This window comes from Sphingobium olei, assembly GCF_042678845.1.
In the GTDB taxonomy this organism is placed as follows: domain Bacteria; phylum Pseudomonadota; class Alphaproteobacteria; order Sphingomonadales; family Sphingomonadaceae; genus Sphingobium; species Sphingobium olei.
The window spans coordinates 259,908-281,335 of the sequence record NZ_JBHTLS010000135.1 but is presented as its reverse complement, the minus strand read 5'-3'; the positions used below and the strand labels follow the sequence as shown (position 1 = coordinate 281,335).

Here is a 21,428-nt window from a genome sequence, read left to right as displayed (position 1 = left end):
GGGGCGGCTTTTTTGTTGGGGCTAGGGGAAGGGACTAAGCCGCCTCGCAGTCAGGCGGCAGCGAAGGTCAGGGCCTCGATCTTGTTGCCGTCGGGATCGCGCACGAAGGCCGCATAATAATGCGCATCATATTCGGGTCGCAGGCCCGGCTCGCCATCGCCGGTGCCGCCGTGCGCCAGCGCGACCCTGAAGAAGGCATCGACCGCAGCGCGCGTTTCCACCTCGAAGGCGACATGCGTTCCGTTCCCGACCGTCGCAGCCCTGCCATCCGCCGGCCGGTTGAGACTGAACGAAGTGATTCCCGCGCCATAGCCCACGGCATCTTCGACATCGAGCGTGCGGCGCAGGCCGAGTTCCCGCATGACGGGATCGTAGAAGGCGCGCGCCCGGTCCAGGTCTGACGTGCCGACCGACAGGTGATGAATCATATACCGCCTCCTTTCCCGAAGCGTCAGCTCGCCTTTTTGCGCCGGGTTTCCCAACCCTTCTTCGCCGCGGCAGAGCGGTCCGCCGCCGAACGCCGGGCCGACGCCGCGCCGCCCTTCCGTCCGCCCTTACGCGATGAGACATGGGTGTCCAGCTTGCCGCGGCCGGAGCCTGACTTGTTGCCGCCGCCCGATTCCTTGTTGACGGTGGCCCAGGCCCGGCGCTCCGCCTCGTCCTCCGAAACGCCGCGCTCCTCATAGCCTTCTTCGATATGGCGGGCCTTGCGCTTCTGCTTGTCGGTGTAGCTGCTCTTGTCACCCTGCGGCATCGGATCTCTCCTTGACTTCGATGGCTTTCCAACGACCGCCCAACCTATGTGTTCATATCGGTGCGGCAGCGTCACGAATGACGGAACGGGCAAGCAGCCGGTGCGTTCGGCCACCATGGAAGAACGATCCCTGATCGAGAAGCTGGCGCGGCACCTGGCGGCCGGAGAACCCGACGCCTGGCCTGCGAAGGTGGAGGCCGCCGCCAGCATCCTGGCGATCCTGAAGGAACCGGACCCGGCCATGCGCGCTGCGGGCGATCAGGATGCGTGGGAACGGATGATCGACGCGGCGCTGCGGGAACGCTGGCAGGTGCCCCAGCCGGCAGCAGACGGAGACTCCCCCGGCGGAGCGGACGAGGAAGGGGACATGCGGCTCACGCAGGACGCGATCGGCCACGACCGGGCGGATTGGGTGCATCTGCGCAAAGAGGACAGGTCATCATGAAGGGGTTGTTGAAACTCGCCATCGTCACCGGCCTGGGCGCCTTCGCTTTCAAGGGCTGGCGCGACTGGATGGGAACGGCCCAGCCGCGCGAGGATGATCGCGGCCCGGCCGGATCGTCCGGCATCGTGCGGGATGCCGGCCCCCAGACGGGCGACACGGAGTGGGACAAGGTGGACGAGCAGGTCGACGAGAGCTTTCCCGCCAGCGACCCGCCCGGCAATTATTAACGCCTGCAACAGTCCATTGCCCGCCTGAACCGCCGCCTCTATGAGGCAGGCAACGGGCGGTGCCGCCCGCAACAGGGGAATGACTATGCCTTCGGGTCTGATCGCGCTGCTCGACGATGTGGCGGGGATCGCAAAAATGGCCGCCGCCTCGCTGGACGATGTCGCAGGGGCAGCCAGCAAGGCCGGGTCGAAGGCGGCGGGCGTCGTGATCGACGATACCGCCGTGACGCCCAATTATGTCATGGGCCTCAGCCCCGAGCGCGAACTGCCGATCATCTGGAAGATCGCGCGGGGGTCGCTGCGCAACAAGCTGCTCTTCCTGCTGCCGGCCGCCCTGCTGCTCTCCGCCTTCGCGCCGTGGCTGCTGCCTCCGCTGCTCATGCTGGGCGGCGCTTTTCTGTGCTTCGAGGCGGTCGAGAAGATCGTCGAGGCGATAAGCGGAGGGCATGACGAAGCGACCGAGGCCGCAGCGACGCTCAGTTCGGCCGAGCTTGAAAAGCAGAAAGTGTCGGGCGCGATCCGCACCGACTTCATCCTGTCGGGCGAGATCATGGCGATCGCCTTGGGCGAGGTCGCAGGCGTGCCGATCTGGGAACAGGCAGTCATCCTGGTGGTGGTCGCCATCCTCATCACGGCGGGCGTCTATGGCGTCGTCGGCTTCATCGTGAAGATGGACGATATCGGCCTCCACCTCGCCAAGCGCTCTTCCGCCGGAGCGCAGGCGATGGGTCGCGGCCTGGTGAAAGCGATGCCGGTGCTGATGTCGGTGCTGGGCGTGGTCGGCACGGCCGCGATGCTGTGGGTGGGCGGCGGCCTCATCGTCCATGGCCTGCATGAATTCCACTGGGATCTGGTCCCCGGCGCGATCCACCATGTCGCGGAAGGCGCGGCGCATGCCGTGCCGGCGATCGGCGGCGCTGTCGAATGGATCGTGAACGCGGCCGGTTCGGCGCTGGTCGGCGCGGTCATCGGCGGCATCATCGTCGCGGCGCTCCATCTGGTGCCGTCGAAGAAGCACTGATCGCCATCCCCTCCCCATTCAAAACACAGACGAACTGACGTGACTCACCCCTCCCCCTGGCGCATCGAGGCGCGCGCGCTCATCACGCTGGCGCTGCCGATGATCGCGGGCAATGTTGCCTGGTCGGCGATTGCCGCCAGCGACCTGCTGCTGCTCGGCCGGCGGGGCGCGGAAAGTGTTGCGGCGGGCGCGCTCGCCATCAACCTGTTCCACGCGCTGCTGATCTTCGGCATGGGGCTGGTCACGGCTGCCTCTCCCCTGATCGCGAGCGAGCGGGGACGCCGGCGCAACAGCGTGCGCGACGTGCGGCGGACGGTTCACCAGACCCTGCGCGCCGCTTTGTTCTTCGTCCTGCCCGCTTGGGCATTGCTGTGGGAATGCGAGGCGATCCTGCGCGCCATGGGGCAGGCCCCCGATCTGGCGCGGGAGGCCGGGCAGTTGATGCACGGCCTGCAATGGGCGCTGCTGCCGTTCCTTTGCTTCACCACGCTGCGCAACTTCATCGCGGCGCTGGAGCGGCCGGTCTGGGGCCTCATCATCATGCTGGCCGCCATTCCGATCAACGTCGCGGCGGGTTGGGCACTGATCTTCGGTCATTTCGGCCTGCCCGAACTGGGACTGTTCGGCGCGGGGCTGGCGAGCAGCCTGTCGTCCTGCTTCCTGTTCTTCGGCCTGCTGGCCGTCATCCTGCTCGACCGGCGGTTCCGCCGCTACCGGCTGATGGGGCGGTTCTGGACGCGCGACCGGGAACGCCACCGGCAGGTCTGGACGCTGGGGCTGCCGATCGCGATCACACTGGGCTTCGAGACGACCGTGTTCAACGCGTCCGCTTTCCTGATGGGCCTCATCGGCCGGGATTCGCTCGCGGCCCATGCCGTCGCGATCCAGATCGCCGCGCTCGTCTTCATGGTGCCGATGGGCATCGGTCAGGCGGCGACGGTGCGGGTCGGCATCGCCTATGGCAAACGCGATCCTGCCGGCGTGGGCCGCGCGGGCTGGCTGGCGCTGATGATCGGGACTGGCTTTGCCTGCTGCGCCGCCGCGCTGCTGGTGCTGATGCCGCGGACTTTGGTGTCGGCCTTTCTCGACCTGTCGAACCCGGCGAATGCCCGGACCGCCACGCTGGCAATCAGCTTCCTGAGCATCGCGGCACTGTTCCAGTTGGTCGATTCCGCGCAGGCAGTCGGCGCGGGCGTGCTGCGCGGCGTCCAGGACACGAAGGTGCCGATGATCTTTGCGCTGGTCGGCTATTGGGTGGTCGGCATCGGCGTCGGCACGCTGCTGGCGTTCCCGTTCGGCATGGCGGGGGTCGGCATATGGCTGGGTCTGGCGAGCGGCCTTGGCGCGGTGGCGCTACTGCTGATCGCGCGCTGGACGATGCGGGAGCGACTGGGGCTGGTGCCGGATTGAGGGCGGTTCGTCGCGTCGCTTGCACGGAAGGATCATGGTGCGACGCACAAAGCAATTGAAAGAATCGCGCAAATCGGTCAATAAACCGGCATCATGCAAGCCCCGACCGAGATTTTGCAAGCCATTGCGCTCCAGAAGTGCCTGAAGGTGACCTACAACAAGATGGTGGTCACGCTGGCACCCCACATCCTCTATACCCGTCATGACGAGATGTATATCGACGCCGTGACGACCGACCGGGATGGACGCCCGCCGCGCGAATTGAAGCTGGGCACGTTCAAGGTCGCCGGCCTGTCCGACCTCCAGGTTCTGGATGAGGCGTTCGACGGGATGTACGGCCTCTACAACGAAGGCGACGACAAATATAAGGGCGTGACGCTGTTCGCCATCCAGCCGGAAAGCGCCGCCGCCTGACAGCAGGGAACAGAAACGAAAAGCGGGCGGCCAATGGCCGCCCTTTTCATTTCTTCAGCCGGTATCCCGTCCTGAACATCCACCCGATGATGCCGAGGCAGACCGTCAGCATCCCCGCGACGAACAACAGGCTGAACTCGATCCCCACGTCGCCGCGGCCGAAGAAGGTCCAGCGAAAGCCGGAGATCAGATAGACGATCGGGTTGAAAAGCGTGATCGTGCGCCAAGGTTCGGCCAGCATATGCACAGAATAGAAGGCGCCGCCCAGGAATGTCATCGGCATGATGAGCAGCAGCGGGATGACCTGCAACTGCTCGAAACTCTGCGCCCAGATGCCAAGGATGAAGCCGAACAGGCAGAAGCTGACCGCGATCAGCACCATGAAGGCGGCCATGGCGAAGGGGTGCGCGACCGGCACGTCCACGAAGAGATGCGCGGTCACGAAAATGATCGTGCCGACGATCAGCGACTTGGTCGCGGCCGCGCCGACATAGGCGATCACCGTTTCCGTCGCGGAGACCGGCGCGGACAGCAGTTCGTAGATAGTGCCGGTGAATTTGGGCATGTAGATGCCGAAGCTGGCGTTGAAGATGCTTTCGGTGAACATCGACATCATGATGAGGCCAGGCACGATGAAGGCGGCATAGGGAATGCCGTCCACTTCCGTCATGCGCGATCCGATCGCGCCGCCGAACACCACGAAATAGAGCGAGGTGGTGATGACCGGGACCATCAGGCCGGTCAGCAGCGTGCGACGGAACCGGTGCAGCTCGAACTTGTAGATGGCGGCGATGGCGCGCAAATTCTGGAGGCTCATGCGGCCTTCTCCTGATGGACGAGGCTAACGAAGATATCCTCCAGGCTGCTTTGCCGGGTGTTCAAGTCCTTGTAGCCGATGCCGAGATCGCCCAGCCGCCGCAGCAGGGAGGAGACGCCGGTGCGCTCAGCCTGCGTGTCGAAAATATATTCGATCTCGCTGCCTTCGGCGTGGAGCGTCACGTTCCAGTCCGCCAGCGCCGCCGGCACCGCATCGATCGGGTCGGCCAGCACGATGGTCAGCGTCTTCTTGCCCAGCTTCTTCATGAGCGCGGTCTTTTCCTCGACCAGCAACAGTTCGCCCCTGGTGATGACGCCGACGCGGTCGGCCATCTCCTCCGCCTCCTCGATATAATGGGTGGTGAGGATGATGGTGACGCCGGTCTGGCGCAGTTCGCCGATCAGCTTCCACATGTCGCGGCGCAGCTCGACGTCCACGCCCGCCGTGGGTTCGTCGAGGAAGAGCACGCGCGGTTCGTGGGACAGCGCCTTGGCGATCATCACGCGGCGCTTCATCCCGCCCGACAGTTCGAGGATCTTGCTGTGGCGTTTATCCCAGAGCGAGAGGTCGCGCAGCACCTTCTCCACATAGGCGTCGTTGCGCGGCTTGCCGAAGAGGCCCCGGCTGAAGGTGACGGTGTCGATCACCCGCTCGAACTGGTCGGTGGAAAGCTCCTGCGGCACGAGGCCGATCGCGGAGCGCGCGCCGCGATAGTCGCGCAGGATGTCATGGCCGGCCACTGTGACGCTGCCGCCGGTCGGGCGGGCGATGCCGCAGATGATGGAGATCATCGTCGTCTTGCCCGCGCCGTTGGGACCGAGCAGCGCGAATATCTCGCCTTCGTTGATGGAAAGATCGACGCCCTTCAGCGCTTCGAAGCCCGACGCATAGCGTTTCGTCAGGCCGTTAACCTCTATGATGGATGCCATGGATGGCTCTGCCCCTTTTGCGTTGCCGCAAAGATAGGAGCGCTACGGCTTCAGGCAAGCTGTTCGCCGCGCCGAAAGAAGCGAAAGACGGTCGCGGGCGGGAAATTGCGCACCGTCTGGCCGGCGCGGACGACATCCAGGTCGAGCGCGTCGAGAATGTCGCGGCTGACAGGCGGGCGCATGGAATAGGTGAACTGGACGAAGCTGCCCCCCGGCCGCAACATGCGGAAGGATTCGGACAGGATGTCGGCATGCATGTGCCGGTCCATGGCCAGGAGCGGAAGACCGCTGACCACCACCTGATAGTCGCCCGGCGCGCCGGCCGTGGCGGTGGACACGATCTGCGCCGGGGTTTCCAGCACGGACACGAGCGGGAAATGGCGGCGCAGCCCGCGGGCGAAGCCGGGATTGATCTCCACCACTTCCAATTGCTCGGGCGGCAAGCCGGTTTCCAGGATAGCGCGGGTGAAGACTCCGGTTCCCCCGCCCAATTCGAGCACGCGCCCTTCGTCGCGCGGATCGATGCGCGACACCATCAGCCGCGCCAGATAGCGGCTGGACGGTACGACCGATGCAGTCTGGCGCGGTTTCTTCACCCAGGCGGCAAGGAAATCGAGATATTCGGTGGCGCGGGCGCGAAACTCGCTGTTCGGCAAGGCGATCGCCCGGCTGCGCTTTGGCTTATGCTGCATGGGCGAAATGCGACCGCTCTCTATCCATTCGCCCTCCCTTAACGTGGCGGATGCCCCGCGTCGATTGACTTTCGTCAAAGCCGCAAGGCCAAATGCGCTACAATGCCCCCTAATCTGGGTAAGCGCACCGGCTGCGGCGCAGGAACCGGGCTGCGCCGGCCCGGTTGAAAGCGACATCGATCCGAGCCGCGCCGATGCGGCCTTCCTATGCCCCTTCATACCAGGAGAGTCGTTCATGAAACGCTATTTCGTCGCCGCTGCGCTCTGCATTGCTTCCCCCGCCCTGGCCCAGCCCGCCACCGCGCCGGACTTCGTGAAGGCGGCGGGCGCCAGCGACCTTTATGAGCGGCAGTCCAGCCAGCTGGTGCTGCAAAGCACGAAGAACGCCAAGGTCCGGGAGTTCGCGACCATGATGGTCAAGGATCATACGAACAGCACGCAAATGGTCGTGAAGGCCGCGACGCAGGCAGGCCTGAAGCCCAAGCCCCCCGCGCTGATGCCCGAACAGGCGCAGATGATCGCGCAATTGCGTGGAGCGACCGGCGAGGCGCGCGACAAGATGTACGTGACGCAGCAGAAGGCGGCGCACCAGAAGGCGCTAGCGCTGCATCAGGGCTATGCCAGCAAGGGCGACAAGGTGCCGCTGAAGGCCGTCGCCGGCAAGATCGCGCCGGTGGTCGAGCATCATATCATGATGCTGCAAGGCATGTGATCTTCCGGGCATGGCGATGACCGGCGGGGAGCAGGCGGAACTGGATCGAACCGAGGCGGATGCATCATCCTGGGTCGCCGCCATGCGCGCGCAGGATTACGCCGCCGCCTGGGCGATTTCCGAAGCGGACCTGCGCGCGCGCGACCCGGCGAGCCGTGACGACCCGTCCCTCCCCTATCATCTGCGGTGGGTGTGGGACGGTCGGGACTATCGCGGCCGGCATTGCCTGGTGCGCTGCTACCACGGGTTGGGTGATACCATCCAGTTCGCCCGCTTCCTGCCGATGTTGGCGGCAAGCGCCGCTTCGGTTACGATCGAGGCGCAGCCCCGGCTGATCCCGCTGCTGCGCCGGATGGCGTTGGCGGCGGATGCGGGATCGATCCGGTTCGCGCCCTTCGATCCCGCCCGCCCGCTTCCGCCGTCCGAATGCGACATCGAGATCACGGAGCTGTGCTTCGCCCTGCGTATGCGTCCCCATGACGTGCGCTGCCCCTATCTCCCCCTGCGCAAGGCCATCCTTCCCCCGGGCACGATCGGCCTGTGCCATGCGGCAGGCGACTGGGACGACGGCCGCACCGTTCCGCCTGCGCTGCTCGAAAAGCTGTGCGACCAGGCCCCCGTCATCACCCTGACGACCGGGCGAAGCACCCTGCCCGTCCTCAACCCCGAAGGATGCCCGTTCGACATGGAGGCGACCGCCGCGCTGGTGGCGGCGGCCAGCCTGGTCATCACGGTCGACACGATGATCGCCCACCTCGCCGGCGCGATGGGCAAGGCGGCATGGCTGCTGCTGAAGGCGGAGCCGGACTGGCGCTGGCCGATGAGGATGGATTCCACCCCCTGGTATCTGTCCATGCACATCTATGCCCAGCCTCGGCCGGGCGACTGGGCGTCGGTGGTGAAGGAGGTCGAGAGAGACCTTACTGCCTTCGCCCGCAGGACCGGATAGCGCCATGACCGCCTTTGTCACCCCCGTCGTCCCAGTGAGCTGGGGCGAATTGCTGGACAAGATGACGATTCTGGAGATCAAGCGAGACCGTATCAGCGCCCCCGGCGCCCTGGCCCATGTCGGGCGCGAATATCAGCTGGTCGGCGGCATCGCCACCACCGCGCTGGAACGGCAGGATGTCGCGCGGGCGGTTCGGCTGCTGCGGCGGATCAACGAGCGGCTTTGGGAGATTGAGGATGCGATCCGGAACGAGGAGGCGGCGGCGCGCTTCGGCCCCGCCTTCATCCGGCTGGCGCGCTCCGTCTATCGGATGAACGACCGGCGGGCGGCGGTGAAGCGACGGATCAACATGCTGTTGCAATCGGAACTCGTCGAGGAGAAATGCTATGCCGCCCGCACGGCTTCCGGCGGGCGCGGCTGAATGAAGGCGGACTTGGCTCCTTCCGGCGAAAGTCGGCTGTCGGTCGGCATCCTGACCTTCCATCGCTGCATCAATTACGGCTCCTATTGGCAGGCGCGCTGCCTGGTGGAGGGCGTTCGCGCGATGGGCGCGGACGCGGTCCTGCTCGACCATCATTCCGTCGCGGCCGAGCGGGCGGAGCTGCGCTGCGCCTTCCGTCCGACGCTGCCGCTCCATACGCCCCGCGCCGACTTCCCTGCCTATGCGCGCAAGACTCGCGCCTTCCGCGATGCTTTTGCGCGCCTGCCGCTGTCCGAACCCTTCCCGCTCGACCGCCCCGAAACAAGCCACGACCTGGTGATCGTCGGGAGTGACGAGGTGTGGAATCTGGAGCATCCCTGGTATGGCGGCTGCGCCACCTTCTATGGCGAAGGTTTTGGCGGCCGGCTGGCCTCCTATGCGGCGAGCTTCGGCAATCAGGATGCGGGGCGTGGCCTGTCGCCTTATTGGGCCGGGCGGCTGGACGCCTTTTCCGCGCTGTCGGTTCGGGACGGGAACAGCCGGGACATCGTGCGGGCCGCCACGGGCCGCGAGCCGGACATGGTGCTCGACCCGTGCCTGCAATTCCCGCCATCCCGTGCTGGCGAGGCCATGGAACGGCGCGCCTATGCGGTGGTTTATGGCCATAATTTCCCCGGCTGGCTGATGGAGCCGGTCCGGCGCTGGGCGCGGGATCGGGATGTCAGGCTGGTCAGCCTCGGTTATCGGAACGATTGGGCGGACGAACAAAGGCTGGATGCCGACCCGGACCTGTTCAACCGGCTGATGGCGGGGGCGGAAGCGGTGGTCACCAACTTCTTCCACGGATGCGTCTTCGCGCTGGCGCATGATCGTCCGCTGATTACCGCCCCCACGCCCTATCGCCGCAACAAGGTGCAGGGGCTGATGCGCAGCCTGGGCATAGAGGAGCGAATCTTGACGGCGGAAACCGGCACGCCGGCCTATGGCAGGCTGCTGGCCGAACCCGCCGATGTGGCATCCCCGCTGGCACGACTGCGAGGCGAGTCTGACCGGTTCCTCAAGCGGGTTCTGACCGCGTGAACGCGCCGCTCAGCCCGGAGGCTATGGCCAAGGCGGGCCTGTGCATAGGATGCGGCGCCTGTGCGGGCCTGAGCCGCGACGCGAGCGCACGCATGGGCTGGGACGCCGAGGGCCAACTGAAGCCGGCGGGGGATCCCGCTTGGCGGACGCAGCCCTCTCTGGACTTCGCCACGCTCTGCCCCTTCTCTCCCCATGCCGCGAACGAGGATGTGATCGCCGCGGAGTGCTTCTCCCATGCGGCGGCGGTGGACCCGGCGATAGGCCGGTTCCACCGCGCCTATGTCGGCCACGCCGAGGAGGGGCAATACCGCGAACGGGGCAGTTCGGGGGGCATGGCGGGCTGGGTCGCGGAAGAATTGCTCCGGCGTGGCCTGGTCGATGGCGTCGCCCATGTCGCGCCCGTCGATCCCGCCGAGGGCGCCTTGTTCCGCTACCGCATATCCCGAAACGTCGATGCCCTGCGAAGCGGCGCCAAGTCACGCTATTATCCGATCGAACTGTCCGCCATCCTGCGCGAGATTCTGGCTATTCCGGGCCGCTATGCGGTGGTCGGCATCCCCTGCTTCATCAAAGCCGTCCATTTGGCGCGGCGGCAGCATCCGCTGCTGCGCGAACGAATCGTCCATACGCTCGGGCTGGTGTGCGGCCATATGAAGAGCCGGCACATGGTCGAAAGCTTCGCCTGGCAGATGCAGACGCGGATCGAGGATGTGCAGGCGGTCGACTTCCGCGTGAAGGATGCCACCCGCCCCGCCAACTGGTATCGGGCGAAGCTGACTCACCGCGATGGCGCGACGCGGGCGCAGGATTGGTGGCATCTGGTCGATGGCGACTGGGGTTCCGGCTTTTTCCAGAACCGGGCGTGCGACTGGTGCGACGATGTAGTGGCGGAGACCGCCGACATCAGCTTCGGCGACGCCTGGGTAGAACCCTATTCGTCGGACGGGCGCGGGACCAATGTCGTGGTCGTGCGGTCGCGCGCGATGCTCGACCTGATCGAACAAGGCTGCGCCGAGGGGCGCGTGACGCTGAAACCGGTGGACGCCGCCTTCGTCGTCGAAACGCAGGCGGCGGGATTTCGGCAGCGCCGCGAAGGCCTCGCCTATCGGCTGAGTTGGCGGCATGGCGCGATCCGGCCGCTCAAGCGGGTGACACCCGGTCATGACCTGCCGATACGGCGCAAGCTCATCTATCGTGGCCGCCACGCCATCGCGCGGGGGAGCGTGGCGCTGTTCCGGGCGGCGCGGCGGCTGCGCCGGCCTGCCCTGTTCATCGGAGGCGGACGGGCGATGCTGACGGTGTATCAGGCGCTGACCTACTCGCGCGGGCGGCTGGGCAGGTTGTTCGACTGGCTTGGACCGGCGGCGCGATAGATGCCGTCCAGCACGGCGGCGACATCGGCCAGCCGTTCGCAGGCCGGATCGAAGCCGGGCGAAGCAGTCAGCCGTTCGGCCCATTGCGCCGCCATCTGCCCGCCCCATGCATCGCCCGGTGCAGCCAGCTGCTCCCGCGCCGTTCCGTGGAAGAGGCTCGACTCGAAATCGTAGAAGGAACCGCCGACATTGCGGAAGCCCGCTCCGGCGCGGTCGCCGTGAAAGTCCGCCGCGATCACCGCGTCCTGCCCGGCGTGGAGGTGCCAGGAGGCGGCGACCCGCACCATCGTCCCGCCCGCCAGGCGCAGCGTGGCGAAGCCCAGATCCTCAACCTGCGTTGCGCGATCGGACAGTGGACGCCCCTTCGCGAAGAGGTCGGCGCTGATGCTTTCAACGGCCGGAAAGTCGAGCGTCCAGAGCGCGAGGTCGATGAGGTGGACGGCCAGGTCCATCATGCATCCGCCGCCCGACAGCGCCGGATCGTAAAACCACGGCTTGTCGGGGCCGTAAGCGTTGTGGAAGACGAGGTCGATGGCATGGATGTGCCCGAGTTCGCCCGCCCGCACCCGCTCCCGGATCGCGCGCATGCCGGCGGTGCCACGATAGGAAAGGTCGACGCCCAGCAGCCGGTCGACGGACCGGGCGGCGGCGATCACCGCCTTCACTTCCGCCAGATTACGGCCAAGCGGTTTCTGGCAGAAGACGGGGACGCCTCGTTCCAGCGCCCGGATCGACTGATCGGCGTGAAGCGCGCTGGGCGTCGCGATGACGAGGCCGTCGAGATGCTGGTCGAGCAGCGCGTCAAGGCTGTCGCACAGGACCGCATCAGGTGCGAGACGCGCCGCTTCCTCGCTATTGCCGGGCACCGCATCGGCAATGGCCGCCACTTCGATCCGGCCGCTCGCCAGCATCGCTTCCATGCGGTTGCGGCCGATCCAGCCGACGCCGAGGAAGCCGATACGGGGACGATCGAGATCGACGGAGGGCGCGGGGGCGGCGGTGAGCAGGGTCATAGGGTGATGATCGCCTTGACGAAATGGTCGGGCTTGTCGCGCGTGGCGTCCAGCGCCTCGCCCAGCCGTTCGAGCGGGTAGCGGTGGGTATAGAGCGGTGCCGGGTCGAGCCGGCCCGAAGCGACCGCCTCCACCGCTTCGCGCACGCCCTGCGCATAGATCATCGGGTCGCGCTCGTGCGCATTGATGACGTCGATGCCGCGCCAGTTCCACAGCCACATATTGACCTGCCGGGGGCCGTCCTGATGATAGCCCGCGATGACGAGGCGGCCCCGTTCGGCCGTGAGTTCGGCGGCGAGATCGAGCGGCCATTGCTTGCCCACCGCCTCTATGACGCGATCGCATAGCCGGCCTTCGGTCAGCGCGCTCACCTGTTCTATGATGCGGTTATGATCGTCCATGGCAATCGTTTCGGCCGCGCCATAGTCCCGGGCGAGCGCGAGCGAGGATTCGCGGCGCGAGATGGCGATGACGCGCGCGCCGGCGTCCGTCGCCAGTCGCGTCAGGATCGCACCCAGGAAACCGATGCCGATGATCGCCACCGTCTGCCCCGCGCGGATGTCAGATCGGCGGAAGATGTTGAACGCGCAGCCCAAGGGCTCACCCGGAAAAGGCATGGCATCTAGTTCTGGCGGCAGCGGCACCACCGCCTGTTCCTGCGCGATGTCGTAATCGGCATAGCTGGCATAGGACAGAGCGGCGACGCGGACACCGACCTGGACAGATGTCACGCCGTCTCCCACGGCATCGACCACGCCCCATCCTTCATGGCCGAGCGCGCCGGGATCGAGCGGATAGTGCTGCCATTCCGGGCCGGCCCAGGGTGTCAGGTTGGACGCGCAGACGCCGCAGCCTTCCAGCCGGATGCGCACCTGACCCGGCCCCGGCTCAGGCAGCGGGACATGGTCGATGCGGACCGTGCCTGGCGCAGTCACTGTGGCGGCGCGCATCGTCTTCGCCTGCGTCGTCGGACGGGCGGCGGGTTCTAGGAGTTCGCTCATTCCGCCGCCACCGCCACGCGCGCGCCGTCATGGATGAACGCTTCCAGCGCCTCATGCGCCTGATCGTCGGTCATCTGCTGCGGGGGATGCTTGCAGAAATAGGCGGCGGCGGGATGGATCGGGCCGCCGATCCGCCGGTCGAGCGCCAGCTTCGCGCAGCGGATCATGTCGATCGCGACCCCGGCCGAATTGGGGCTGTCCTCCACCGACAGGCGCAGTTCCAGGTTCATCGGCACGCCGCCGAACAATTGCCCTTCCATGCGCAGGAAGCAGACCTTGTTGTCATTCTGCCAGGCGACATAATCGGACGGGCCGACATGGATATTGTCGTCGTCCAGCCGGGTTTCAGCAACGGACTGGACCGCTTCGGTCTTGGATATCTTCTTGGATTTGAGGCGCTTGCGGTTCGCCATGTTCAGGAAGTCGGTGTTGCCGCCAGTGTTGAGCTGATAGGTGCGGTCGAGCTTCACGCCGCGCTTGGCGAACAGGTCGGTGAGCACGCGATGCACGATCGTCGCGCCGAGCTGCGCCTTGATGTCGTCGCCGATGATCGGCACGCCGGCCGCCGCGAAGCGCTGCGCCCAGCCGGGATCGCTGGCAATGAAAACGGGGATGGCGTTGACGAAGGCAACGCCCGCCTCCAGCGCGCAGTCGGCGTAGAATTCGGTCGCCTGCTGCGATCCGACCGGCAGGTAATTGACGAGCACGTCGACCTTGGCGGCGCGCAGTCGGGCGACGACGCTCTTGCGGGTCGCCTCCGCCGCTTCGGCGGGCAGGAAGGTGCGGTCGTCGGGATGATCCGCCATATGGTCCGCGACGCCGTCCAGGATGCGGCCCATCTCGACGATCGTGCCCGATGCCGCCGGATCGGGGCAGAAGGTCTGGGTGCAGTTGGGCTTGGCGAAGATGGCTTCGGCGACGTCGCGCCCGACCTTGCGCCGGTCGATGTCCCAGGCGGCGGCGACGCGGATGTCGCAGGGCCGATAGCCGCCAATCTCCCAATGCATCAACCCGTGATGATCGTTGCTCTCCGCGCGATAATGGGTGAGGCCCTGCACCAGCGAGCTGGCGCAATTGCCCACCCCGACGATGCCGATGTTGATGGGGGATTGGGGCATGATAGTCTCCGTCAGGCGGTGCGGGCGACCGGCAGCGCAGCCTGCGCCGGGGCGTAGCGTTCGATCATCCAGGCGCAGAAATCGGCGAAGGCCTGCGGATCATGCACGGCGCTGCTGTGGTGCGGGGCGATGCCCAGATGTTCGGGCGTGAAGCAGAAGGTGACGGTGACGTCGAAAGGCTCAAGCGCCTCCATCTGCCGGTCGAACCAGTCGATGGCGTTGGGGCGGAAACTGTCCGCCCAGCTGAGGCCGGTGCGCAGGTGCCGGACGCCCAGCCGCTTCATCCAGGCGACGGCATCGTCCAGGCGCGGATCCTCGAAATGGAACCATTGCATCAGGCCCATCCGGTCCGCGACCTTCGCATAATCGTCCAGCGCCGGCTTGGGCGTGCCGTCCTCGCGGATGAGGCCCATGTAGAAATGGCGATAATAGCTGGAGCCTTCCGCCTCGCGATGGCGGGTGGTCGCGCCCCACTCCTGCGGCAGGTCATAGAGGCTGTACCAGTAGATGCGCGGCACCCGGCCGATCAGCAATTCGGCGGTGCGATTGACGCCGAAGACCTGCACCTCCTCCGCGCCGAAGGAGCCGACGCCGACTTCGGTCACCCATACCGGCTTGTCGGGCACAACCGCCTCGATCTCCGCGATCTTGTCGGGCCAGGCGTGGATCGGCCACAGGTTCCAGTCGAGCGGAAAGCCATGGACAGCCACCACGTCGACGGCGTCAAGCGCGCCATGATCCCGCATCCGGTTGACCCAGTGCGGATCGATCGGCGACATGCCGCCCAGCACGCGGGTGACGGCCGGATTGACGGCACGGATCGCCCCGCCGGCGCGGAGCACCATGTCGGCATAGAGCGACCAGTCGGGATCGACCTCCGGATCCCAATGCGACTTGTTGTTGGGTTCGTTCCAGATCATCGCGGCTTCGATCATGGCTTGCTTCCTCTTGCGGGATAGACCGCCGGCTCGCCCATCCAGTCCGCATAGGGGACAGGAGCGACGCGGCAGAGATAGACTTCCTCCTCCGGCTGCGCTTCGATCGAGAAGCCGGCGGCGCGGAGCATCGCCTGCGAACAGGCGGCATTAGGGGCCCACCAGTTTGTCCAGTCGCCGGCGTAGCGCCGTTCGATGAAGTGCATCCGCGGATAGGCGGGATTGTCGAAATAGGTGGGCGGCTGGTCCGTAGCGGCGACATGGAAGGGCGCGTCCTCCGGCACCTGGAGGACATCTGCCGGCCCGCGCTGCATCGTCTGGAACAGCATCAGGTCGCCCGCCACATGCTCGCGGATCAGGTCCAGCGCCAGCAGCGGGTGGCGCAGATGGTAGAGTACGCCCATGAAGATGACGAGATCGAACCGCCGGCCCAGCGCCCCGACATCATAGACCGACAGCTTTTCGAAGCGCATGTCGGAAAAGCCGAGCGCATCGGCGGCGAAACGCGCCTGCGCCAGATAGCGGTCGTCCGTGTCGATGCCGAGCACCTCCGCCGCGCCGCGCCGCTTCATCTCCAGCGAGTAGAAGCCGGCATTGCAGCCGATGTCGAGCACGGTCTTGCCGGTCAAGTCCTGCGGCAGGGCCGGCTCGAACCGCGCGAACTTGAAGGCGGGATAGTCGCCCAGGAAATGATCGGGCGCGGTTTCGATCCCGCCGATCCGCAAATTCTGAAACCAGGGGCCAAGCGCCTCGATCGCGCGGCGCAACGCGCCGTCCTCCTTGGTCGCGGATGTCGCCATCCTCATGCCGGCACCATGTTGATGCGCGTGACGCGGGTTTCGCCCGGTGCGAAGCGCAGCGTGGTGATCGATCCGGGATCGACATCGAAGCACAGGATGTTGTCGAGGCTGAGCCCCATATAATGCGCAACGACGCCGCGAATGATGTCGCAATGGGTGACGCAGGCGATGTTGCCTTGCCTGCCCGCGCCCTGCCGCACCAATCCTTCCAGATGAGCCACCGCCCGCCTGACTGCCTGAACCATGGTTTCTCCTCCGGGGGTCGGGGCCGTGGCCCGGTTGCTGTTCCATGCGCGCCAGGCGGGATCGTCGGCCAGCGCATCGAAGGACGCGCCGTTCCAGGCGCCGAAATCGATCTCGTCGAGCGCGTCCGCTTCTTCGACCGTCAGGCCGTGCTGCGCCGCGATGATGGATGCGGTCTCAAGCGTGCGCCGGCGCGGACTGGCATGGACGGCATCAAGCCTGCCCAAGGCGATGGCCGCGCGCGTCGCCTGCCCGCTACCGATCAAGCTAAGGCCGCCAGCCTCCGCCCGGCCGCTCAGCCGGCGTCCGACATCGCCATGCGCGCCGTGGCGCACGAGATGCAGGCACGTCGTTCCCGAAAGGACAGCACTGCGATTTTCTGGAGACAGCATCAACATAGATGCCGTTCAACATCGTCACGCCACGCATAGTTCCAGCTGCGAAACGCAATATCAAACCCTTGCGCAACTATAACGAAACAAAAATAACCTGCATCATTAATCAACTGAAGCTTTCAATATATGTTATTCCTTCTTATCCTGATTACGCCATCCTTGCCGCATTACACATGCGATGTTCTTCTTCATCATCCCCCCGGAACCGAGCGGAAGAAGATGATGTTCCTCCGCCATATGCTCGGCTGTGCATGACCATCATGCCTTCCTCGGCCGCATGAGCATCCCCATCAGCAAAGGGAGTGGGCGTGGAGAAGATACTCGTAACCGGGGGCGCGGGCTTCATCGGCCGCAGGGTATGTCAGGAACTGCTGGAGCGCGGCCATGAGGTGCGCGTGCTCGACAGCCTGATCGAGCAGGTCCACGGCAAGGGCGAACGCCCCGAAGACCTGCCGAACGAGGTCGAGCTGATCCAGGGCGACGTGCGCAACGCGCTGCTGGTCGAACGGGCGTTGCAGGGCATCGACAGCGTCGTCCACCTCGCCGCCGAAGTGGGCGTCGGCCAGTCCATGTATGAGGTGGAACGCTACACCTCTGTGAACGATGTCGGCACCGCCGTCCTGTTCGAGCAGCTGATCGCAAAGCCGGTGCGCCGCGTCGTCACCGCGTCGTCCATGAGCATCTATGGCGAGGGCCTCTATCGCGATGCGGACGGCGCGCTGGTGCAGGATGCCGAGCGCGGGACGATCCGCGACGGGCAGAAGAATTGGGAACCGACCGACGCGCAGGGCCGCCCGCTCACCCCAGTCGCGACGCCCGAATGGAAGCGGCCCAACCTCGCTTCCATCTACGCCCTCAACAAATATGTGCAGGAACGCACCACCCATATCATGACCGCGCCCTACGGCATGGAGGGCGTGTGCCTGCGCCTGTTCAACGTCTACGGGCCGGGCCAGGCACTGTCCAATCCCTATACCGGCGTGCTGGCGATCTTCGCCTCCCGGCTGCTGAACGGGCAAAAGCCGATGATCTTCGAGGATGGGGAGCAGCGCCGCGACTTCGTGCATGTGAGCGACGTCGCCCGCGCCTTCGCCGACGCGCTGGAACTGCCGCAGGCGGCAGGCGGCACCTTCAACATCGGATCAGGCCAGGACCGTTCGGTGACGCAGGTAGCGCAGGCGCTCGCCGCCGCGATGGGCCGCAACGATGTCGATCCCGAAATCGTGGGCAAGGCGCGCACCGGCGACATCCGCCATTGCTTCTGCGACACGAGCGAGGCGGCAAGGACGCTGGGTTTCGAAGCGCGGCAGGATTTCAGCGAAGGTCTTGCCGAACTGGCGGAATGGGTGGCCGAGCAGACCGCCGAGGATCGGGTGGCGGAGGCGCGGGCCGAACTCGAAGCGCGCGGGCTGGTGGCGTGAGCGCGGGCGATCCCCGGCCCGTGCTGGTGACCGGCGGTGCCGGCTTCATCGGCAGCAACATCGCCGACCGGCTGGCAAGCGAAGGGCATGACGTCATCGTCTATGACTCCCTCGCCCGGCCCGGCGTCGAGCGCAACCTCGGCTGGCTGGAGGAGCGGCACGGGCAGCGGATCGAGGCGATGATCGCCGACATGGGCGACGCAGCGCCGCTGAAGGACGCGGTCGGCCGGTGCAAGGCGGTGTTCCACATGGCGGCGCAGGTCGCGGTGACGACCAGCCTGACCGATCCCGCCGCCGACTTTGCCGTCAACGCGCTCGGCACCTTCAACCTGCTGGAAGCCGCGCGGCGCTGCGCCACGCCGCCGCCGGTCATCTTCGCTTCGACCAACAAGGTCTATGGGGGCCTTGAGGATATCGATTTCGCGCTCGATGGCGACCGCTATGTGCCACAGGACGCCGCCATCGCCGCCCATGGCATTGGCGAGGCCCGCCCGCTCGATTTCCACACGCCCTATGGCTGCTCCAAGGGCGCGGCCGACCAATATGTGCTGGATTATGGCCGCAGCTTCGGCGTGCCGACCGCCGTGCTGCGGATGAGCTGCATCTACGGCCAGCGGCAGATGGGGACGGAGGATCAGGGATGGGTGGCCCACTTCCTGATCAGCGCGCTGGAGGGGCGACCCATCACCCTTTACGGCGACGGCTTCCAGGTTCGCGACATATTGGATGTGGGCGATGCGGTGGACGCCTATCTCAGCCTCTGGCGCAACATCCACGCCTTGCCCGGCCGCGTGTTCAACCTTGGCGGCGGCATCGATAATGCCGTCAGCCTGCGCCAGCTGATCCGCCATATCGGGGACTATCTGGGGCATCCCATCGAAATCGAGGCGGCCGACTGGCGCGCGGGCGACCAGCGCTATTTCGTCGCGGACACGCGCGCGCTCTATTCCGCGATCGGTCCGCGCACGCGCAAGCCATGGCGGCAGGGCGTGGCGGACCTTGCGGACTGGCTGATGCGGCAGCGCGCCGAGGCTGCGCCCGCGCGCATCGCGGAGCGTGCATGATGGCGGGCGAACGGCATCTGCTGCTGACCACTGACGCGGTAGGCGGCGTGTGGCAATATTCGGTCGATCTGGCCGAGGCGCTGGGCGCTTTCGATTACCGGGTCACGCTGGCGGTGATGGGACCGGCTGCGTCAGCGGAGCAGCGCGCGAAGGCGGCGTCCATCGCCCATCTGGACCTGATCGACACCGGCCTGCCGCTCGACTGGATCGCTGAGGATGCAGCGGAGGTCGTGGCGGCGGAGGAGCGGTTGGCGCAGATGGCCGGCGACCTGCGCGCCGATCTGGTGCAGCTGCATACGCCCGCGCTCGCCAGCATCGGCCGCTACCCCTGCCCGGTGGTCGCCGTGCTGCACAGCTGCGTGGCGAGCTGGTGGCAGGCCGTGCGAAAGGGACCGATGCCCACGGACTTCGGATGGCGCACGGCGCTGATTGCGAAGGGACTGCGCAACGCCAGCCTGACGGTTGCGCCTAGTGCCGCCTTCGCAGCGGACGTACGGCGCATCTATGGCGTGGCCCCCATGCCGGTGCATAATGGGCGGGCGCTGCCCTGCCCTTCCCTGACGCCCCACGATCAGGCGTTTACCGCCGGGCGATTGTGGGACGAAGGCAAGAATGTCGCCACGCTGGATCGCGCGGCAGCGAAGCTGACGGTGCCGTTCAAGGCGGCGGGGCCATCGTTTTCGCCGCAGGGAGACGGCCCCGCCTTTCAGGCCTTGCACCGGCTGGGATCGCTCGGCGAAGCGGAACTGGCCCAGCATCTGGGCGCGCGGCCGGTCTTCGCGTCCGCCGCGCTCTACGAACCCTTCGGTCTGGCGGTGTTGGAAGCAGCGTCGGCCGGATGCGCGCTCATCCTCTCGGACATCCCCACCTTCCGCGAACTATGGGACGGAGCAGCAACCTTCGTACCGGCATGTGACGCGGGCGGCTTCGCCAACGCCATCGAGGCGATGATCGAGGACAGCGCCGCCCGTCACGAGGCCGGCGAGCGGGCGCGGGAGCGCGCGACGCGCTACACGCCGGGCGCGATGGCGAGCCGGATGGCCGGCCTCTACGACCGGCTGAAGGATCGGGTGGCGGCATGAGGATCGTCTATTTCACCCATTCGCTGCTGTCCTGCTGGAACCATGGCAATGCGCATTTCCTGCGCGGCGTGCTGCGCGAACTCGGCTCGCTCGGCCATGATGTCGTCGCGCTGGAGCCGGAGGGAAACTGGAGCCTCACCAACCTGATCCGCGATCATGGCGACGCGGGGCTGGCGCCCTTCCGCGCCGCCTATGCTGAATTACGGACGATAAGCTATGGGGCGGATGCCGATGTAGAGGCGCTGACCGACGGCGCGGATCTCGTCATCATGCATGAGTGGAACGAGCCGTCGCTGGTCGCGCGGCTGGGGCGAATGCGGGCGCAGGGCGCGCGCTTCACTCTCCTCTTCCACGACACGCATCATCGCGCCGTGTCCGATCCGGACGCTATCCGCGCCTTCGACCTGTCGGGCTATGACGGCGTGCTGGCGTTCGGCGAGGCCTTGTCGGAAGTCTATCGCAGTTGGGGCTGGGGAAGCCTCGTCTGGACCTGGCACGAAGCGGCCGACATTCACCATTTCCATCCGCCCGCACAGGAAGCCCCGCGCGAGGGGATCGTATGGATCGGCAATTGGGGCGACGGGGAACGTACGGCGGAACTGGAGGAATTTCTGTTCCGTCCGGCCGAGGCGGCGGGCCTGCCGCTCGACATCTATGGCGTGCGCTATCCGGATGAAGCCCGCGCGGCGCTGGACCGCTATGGCGTGCGCTATCATGGCTGGGCGGCCAACGCCGCCGCGCCCGCCATCTTTGCGCGGCATCTGGCGACGGTGCATGTGCCGCGCCGCTATTATGCCGATCTGCTGCCCGGCATCCCGACCATCCGCATGTTCGAGGCGCTGGCCTGCGGCATCCCGCTGGTGTCCGCACCCTGGCGCGACAGCGAAGGGCTGTTCCGGCCGGACGAGGACTTCCTCTACGCGCGGGACGGCGCGGAGATGGTGCGGCACCTGCGCGCGATCGCGCAGGACGAAGGATTGCGCGAGAGCCTGACGCGGAGCGGGCTTGAAACGGTACGGGCGCGCCACAGCTGCGCCCATCGCGCGCGGGAACTTCTGGACATAGTCGAGGGGCTTGGCGCGCCGACGCCCGCCAGCCTGGTGGGAGCCTGA

General features: G+C 66.5%; 26 protein-coding genes. 15 read left to right on the top strand and 11 right to left on the bottom strand.

From position 1 onward, the window contains the following. Positions 1-50: 50 nt before the first annotated feature. Together ACFQ24_RS21140 and ACFQ24_RS21135 are read right to left on the bottom strand one after the other, a co-directional pair. Positions 51-428 carry a VOC family protein gene (locus tag ACFQ24_RS21140; protein WP_380914888.1) on the bottom strand — a complete coding sequence of 126 codons (378 nt, stop codon included), beginning with the start codon at positions 426-428 and terminating at the stop codon, positions 51-53. Positions 429-451: 23 nt separating this feature from the next. After that, complete coding sequence (locus tag ACFQ24_RS21135) at positions 452-754, bottom strand: plasmid stabilization protein (RefSeq protein ID WP_380914886.1); 303 nt, start codon at positions 752-754, stop codon at positions 452-454. Positions 755-869: 115 nt separating this feature from the next. On the opposite strand from ACFQ24_RS21135, the gene ACFQ24_RS21130 reads away from it, so the two are divergent. From ACFQ24_RS21130 to ACFQ24_RS21110, 5 genes are all read left to right on the top strand, one after another. Next, entirely contained in the window at positions 870-1,199 is a 330-nt protein-coding gene (locus ACFQ24_RS21130; RefSeq protein WP_380915447.1) for a hypothetical protein, read from the top strand. Continuing rightward, positions 1,196-1,426, top strand: a complete 231-nt coding sequence (locus tag ACFQ24_RS21125; protein WP_380914884.1) for a hypothetical protein — start codon at positions 1,196-1,198, stop codon at positions 1,424-1,426. Before ACFQ24_RS21130 ends, ACFQ24_RS21125 begins: the two co-directional genes overlap by 4 nt. 85 nt (positions 1,427-1,511) lie before the next feature. Then, the gene (locus tag ACFQ24_RS21120; protein ID WP_380914882.1) at positions 1,512-2,447 is read left to right on the top strand and encodes a DUF808 domain-containing protein; all 936 of its coding nucleotides are present in this window, start codon (positions 1,512-1,514) and stop codon (positions 2,445-2,447) included. A gap of 99 nt (positions 2,448-2,546) precedes the next feature. After that, the gene (locus ACFQ24_RS21115; protein ID WP_380915445.1) at positions 2,547-3,857 is read left to right on the top strand and encodes an MATE family efflux transporter; all 1,311 of its coding nucleotides are present in this window, start codon (positions 2,547-2,549) and stop codon (positions 3,855-3,857) included. 93 nt (positions 3,858-3,950) lie between these two features. Next, positions 3,951-4,271, top strand: a complete 321-nt coding sequence (locus tag ACFQ24_RS21110; protein WP_380914880.1) for a hypothetical protein — start codon at positions 3,951-3,953, stop codon at positions 4,269-4,271. 46 nt (positions 4,272-4,317) lie between these two features. On the opposite strand, the gene ACFQ24_RS21105 is transcribed toward ACFQ24_RS21110, so the two are convergent. The 3 genes from ACFQ24_RS21105 to ACFQ24_RS21095 are packed head-to-tail and all read right to left on the bottom strand — an operon-like array spanning position 4,318 to position 6,709. Next, positions 4,318-5,088, bottom strand: coding sequence for an ABC transporter permease (locus ACFQ24_RS21105; RefSeq protein ID WP_380914878.1), 771 nt, complete (start codon positions 5,086-5,088; stop codon positions 4,318-4,320). Beyond that, positions 5,085-6,017, bottom strand: coding sequence for an ABC transporter ATP-binding protein (locus ACFQ24_RS21100; protein WP_380914876.1), 933 nt, complete (start codon positions 6,015-6,017; stop codon positions 5,085-5,087). Before ACFQ24_RS21100 ends, ACFQ24_RS21105 begins: the two co-directional genes overlap by 4 nt. Before the next feature lie 50 nt (positions 6,018-6,067). Next, positions 6,068-6,709: a class I SAM-dependent methyltransferase gene (locus ACFQ24_RS21095; protein ID WP_380914874.1), complete on the bottom strand. Its 642-nt coding sequence runs from the start codon at positions 6,707-6,709 to the stop codon at positions 6,068-6,070. Positions 6,710-6,944: 235 nt separating this feature from the next. Here ACFQ24_RS21095 and ACFQ24_RS21090 point away from each other — a divergent pair, with 235 nt between their 5' ends. The 5 genes from ACFQ24_RS21090 to ACFQ24_RS21070 all read left to right on the top strand — a co-directional run bounded on the left by ACFQ24_RS21090 (position 6,945) and on the right by ACFQ24_RS21070 (position 11,244). Then, positions 6,945-7,421 carry a DUF4142 domain-containing protein gene (locus ACFQ24_RS21090; RefSeq protein WP_380914872.1) on the top strand — a complete coding sequence of 159 codons (477 nt, stop codon included), beginning with the start codon at positions 6,945-6,947 and terminating at the stop codon, positions 7,419-7,421. Positions 7,422-7,431: 10 nt separating this feature from the next. Then, entirely contained in the window at positions 7,432-8,370 is a 939-nt protein-coding gene (locus ACFQ24_RS21085) for a hypothetical protein (RefSeq protein ID WP_380914870.1), read from the top strand. A gap of 4 nt (positions 8,371-8,374) precedes the next feature. Further along, entirely contained in the window at positions 8,375-8,791 is a 417-nt protein-coding gene (locus ACFQ24_RS21080; RefSeq protein ID WP_380914868.1) for a DUF6165 family protein, read from the top strand. Positions 8,792-8,803: 12 nt separating this feature from the next. After that, complete coding sequence (locus tag ACFQ24_RS21075; protein ID WP_380914866.1) at positions 8,804-9,871, top strand: polysaccharide pyruvyl transferase family protein; 1,068 nt, start codon at positions 8,804-8,806, stop codon at positions 9,869-9,871. A gap of 92 nt (positions 9,872-9,963) precedes the next feature. Continuing rightward, positions 9,964-11,244: a Coenzyme F420 hydrogenase/dehydrogenase, beta subunit C-terminal domain gene (locus ACFQ24_RS21070; protein WP_380914864.1), complete on the top strand. Its 1,281-nt coding sequence runs from the start codon at positions 9,964-9,966 to the stop codon at positions 11,242-11,244. On the opposite strand, the gene ACFQ24_RS21065 is transcribed toward ACFQ24_RS21070, so the two are convergent. The 6 genes from ACFQ24_RS21065 to ACFQ24_RS21040 are packed head-to-tail and all read right to left on the bottom strand — an operon-like array spanning position 11,187 to position 16,746. Beyond that, positions 11,187-12,257: a Gfo/Idh/MocA family protein gene (locus ACFQ24_RS21065; RefSeq protein WP_380914862.1), complete on the bottom strand. Its 1,071-nt coding sequence runs from the start codon at positions 12,255-12,257 to the stop codon at positions 11,187-11,189. The two genes, ACFQ24_RS21070 and ACFQ24_RS21065, sit on opposite strands and share 58 nt — an antisense overlap. After that, a complete protein-coding gene (locus ACFQ24_RS21060) occupies positions 12,254-13,258 on the bottom strand; it encodes an MDR/zinc-dependent alcohol dehydrogenase-like family protein (RefSeq protein ID WP_380914860.1) in 1,005 nt (334 codons plus the stop codon). The genes ACFQ24_RS21065 and ACFQ24_RS21060 overlap by 4 nt, the downstream gene beginning before the upstream one ends. After that, complete coding sequence (locus tag ACFQ24_RS21055) at positions 13,255-14,376, bottom strand: inositol-3-phosphate synthase (RefSeq protein WP_380914858.1); 1,122 nt, start codon at positions 14,374-14,376, stop codon at positions 13,255-13,257. Before ACFQ24_RS21055 ends, ACFQ24_RS21060 begins: the two co-directional genes overlap by 4 nt. Positions 14,377-14,387: 11 nt before the next feature. Continuing rightward, positions 14,388-15,311: a glycosyl hydrolase gene (locus ACFQ24_RS21050; RefSeq protein ID WP_380914856.1), complete on the bottom strand. Its 924-nt coding sequence runs from the start codon at positions 15,309-15,311 to the stop codon at positions 14,388-14,390. After that, a complete protein-coding gene (locus ACFQ24_RS21045; protein WP_380914854.1) occupies positions 15,308-16,117 on the bottom strand; it encodes a TIGR04290 family methyltransferase in 810 nt (269 codons plus the stop codon). The genes ACFQ24_RS21050 and ACFQ24_RS21045 overlap by 4 nt, the downstream gene beginning before the upstream one ends. Further along, the gene (locus tag ACFQ24_RS21040) at positions 16,114-16,746 is read right to left on the bottom strand and encodes a histidine phosphatase family protein (protein ID WP_380914852.1); all 633 of its coding nucleotides are present in this window, start codon (positions 16,744-16,746) and stop codon (positions 16,114-16,116) included. Before ACFQ24_RS21040 ends, ACFQ24_RS21045 begins: the two co-directional genes overlap by 4 nt. 8 nt (positions 16,747-16,754) lie before the next feature. Between ACFQ24_RS21040 and ACFQ24_RS21035 the strand changes: the two genes are divergently transcribed. Genes ACFQ24_RS21035 through ACFQ24_RS21015 form a run of 5 tightly spaced genes read left to right on the top strand, consistent with a single transcriptional unit; the run spans position 16,755 to position 21,428 of the window. Further along, on the top strand, positions 16,755-17,030 hold the full coding sequence (locus tag ACFQ24_RS21035; RefSeq protein ID WP_380914850.1) for a hypothetical protein: 276 nt from the start codon (positions 16,755-16,757) through the stop codon (positions 17,028-17,030). A gap of 27 nt (positions 17,031-17,057) precedes the next feature. Further along, entirely contained in the window at positions 17,058-18,170 is a 1,113-nt protein-coding gene (locus ACFQ24_RS21030) for an NAD-dependent epimerase/dehydratase family protein (RefSeq protein WP_380914848.1), read from the top strand. Then, the gene (locus tag ACFQ24_RS21025) at positions 18,167-19,234 is read left to right on the top strand and encodes an SDR family NAD(P)-dependent oxidoreductase (protein ID WP_380914846.1); all 1,068 of its coding nucleotides are present in this window, start codon (positions 18,167-18,169) and stop codon (positions 19,232-19,234) included. The genes ACFQ24_RS21030 and ACFQ24_RS21025 overlap by 4 nt, the downstream gene beginning before the upstream one ends. Further along, entirely contained in the window at positions 19,231-20,316 is a 1,086-nt protein-coding gene (locus ACFQ24_RS21020; RefSeq protein WP_380914844.1) for a glycosyltransferase family 4 protein, read from the top strand. Before ACFQ24_RS21025 ends, ACFQ24_RS21020 begins: the two co-directional genes overlap by 4 nt. After that, positions 20,313-21,428 carry a CgeB family protein gene (locus ACFQ24_RS21015; RefSeq protein WP_380914842.1) on the top strand — a complete coding sequence of 372 codons (1,116 nt, stop codon included), beginning with the start codon at positions 20,313-20,315 and terminating at the stop codon, positions 21,426-21,428. Before ACFQ24_RS21020 ends, ACFQ24_RS21015 begins: the two co-directional genes overlap by 4 nt.

Excerpts from the sequence above, each read along its gene's own strand:
- ACFQ24_RS21140 (WP_380914888.1), bottom strand. The coding sequence starts at position 428 with ATGATTCATCACCTGTCGGTCGGCACGTCAGACCTGGACCGGGCGCGC.
- ACFQ24_RS21135 (WP_380914886.1), bottom strand. The coding sequence starts at position 754 with ATGCCGCAGGGTGACAAGAGCAGCTACACCGACAAGCAGAAGCGCAAG.
- ACFQ24_RS21130 (WP_380915447.1), top strand. The coding sequence starts at position 870 with ATGGAAGAACGATCCCTGATCGAGAAGCTGGCGCGGCACCTGGCGGCC.
- ACFQ24_RS21125 (WP_380914884.1), top strand. The coding sequence starts at position 1,196 with ATGAAGGGGTTGTTGAAACTCGCCATCGTCACCGGCCTGGGCGCCTTC.
- ACFQ24_RS21120 (WP_380914882.1), top strand. The coding sequence starts at position 1,512 with ATGCCTTCGGGTCTGATCGCGCTGCTCGACGATGTGGCGGGGATCGCA.
- ACFQ24_RS21115 (WP_380915445.1), top strand. The coding sequence starts at position 2,547 with ATGATCGCGGGCAATGTTGCCTGGTCGGCGATTGCCGCCAGCGACCTG.
- ACFQ24_RS21110 (WP_380914880.1), top strand. The coding sequence starts at position 3,951 with ATGCAAGCCCCGACCGAGATTTTGCAAGCCATTGCGCTCCAGAAGTGC.
- ACFQ24_RS21105 (WP_380914878.1), bottom strand. The coding sequence starts at position 5,088 with ATGAGCCTCCAGAATTTGCGCGCCATCGCCGCCATCTACAAGTTCGAG.
- ACFQ24_RS21100 (WP_380914876.1), bottom strand. The coding sequence starts at position 6,017 with ATGGCATCCATCATAGAGGTTAACGGCCTGACGAAACGCTATGCGTCG.
- ACFQ24_RS21095 (WP_380914874.1), bottom strand. The coding sequence starts at position 6,709 with ATGCAGCATAAGCCAAAGCGCAGCCGGGCGATCGCCTTGCCGAACAGC.
- ACFQ24_RS21090 (WP_380914872.1), top strand. The coding sequence starts at position 6,945 with ATGAAACGCTATTTCGTCGCCGCTGCGCTCTGCATTGCTTCCCCCGCC.
- ACFQ24_RS21085 (WP_380914870.1), top strand. The coding sequence starts at position 7,432 with ATGGCGATGACCGGCGGGGAGCAGGCGGAACTGGATCGAACCGAGGCG.
- ACFQ24_RS21080 (WP_380914868.1), top strand. The coding sequence starts at position 8,375 with ATGACCGCCTTTGTCACCCCCGTCGTCCCAGTGAGCTGGGGCGAATTG.
- ACFQ24_RS21070 (WP_380914864.1), top strand. The coding sequence starts at position 9,964 with ATGGGCTGGGACGCCGAGGGCCAACTGAAGCCGGCGGGGGATCCCGCT.
- ACFQ24_RS21065 (WP_380914862.1), bottom strand. The coding sequence starts at position 12,257 with ATGACCCTGCTCACCGCCGCCCCCGCGCCCTCCGTCGATCTCGATCGT.
- ACFQ24_RS21060 (WP_380914860.1), bottom strand. The coding sequence starts at position 13,258 with ATGAGCGAACTCCTAGAACCCGCCGCCCGTCCGACGACGCAGGCGAAG.
- ACFQ24_RS21055 (WP_380914858.1), bottom strand. The coding sequence starts at position 14,376 with ATGCCCCAATCCCCCATCAACATCGGCATCGTCGGGGTGGGCAATTGC.
- ACFQ24_RS21050 (WP_380914856.1), bottom strand. The coding sequence starts at position 15,311 with ATGATCGAAGCCGCGATGATCTGGAACGAACCCAACAACAAGTCGCAT.
- ACFQ24_RS21045 (WP_380914854.1), bottom strand. The coding sequence starts at position 16,117 with ATGAGGATGGCGACATCCGCGACCAAGGAGGACGGCGCGTTGCGCCGC.
- ACFQ24_RS21040 (WP_380914852.1), bottom strand. The coding sequence starts at position 16,746 with ATGCTGTCTCCAGAAAATCGCAGTGCTGTCCTTTCGGGAACGACGTGC.
- ACFQ24_RS21035 (WP_380914850.1), top strand. The coding sequence starts at position 16,755 with ATGCCGTTCAACATCGTCACGCCACGCATAGTTCCAGCTGCGAAACGC.
- ACFQ24_RS21020 (WP_380914844.1), top strand. The coding sequence starts at position 19,231 with ATGATGGCGGGCGAACGGCATCTGCTGCTGACCACTGACGCGGTAGGC.
- ACFQ24_RS21015 (WP_380914842.1), top strand. The coding sequence starts at position 20,313 with ATGAGGATCGTCTATTTCACCCATTCGCTGCTGTCCTGCTGGAACCAT.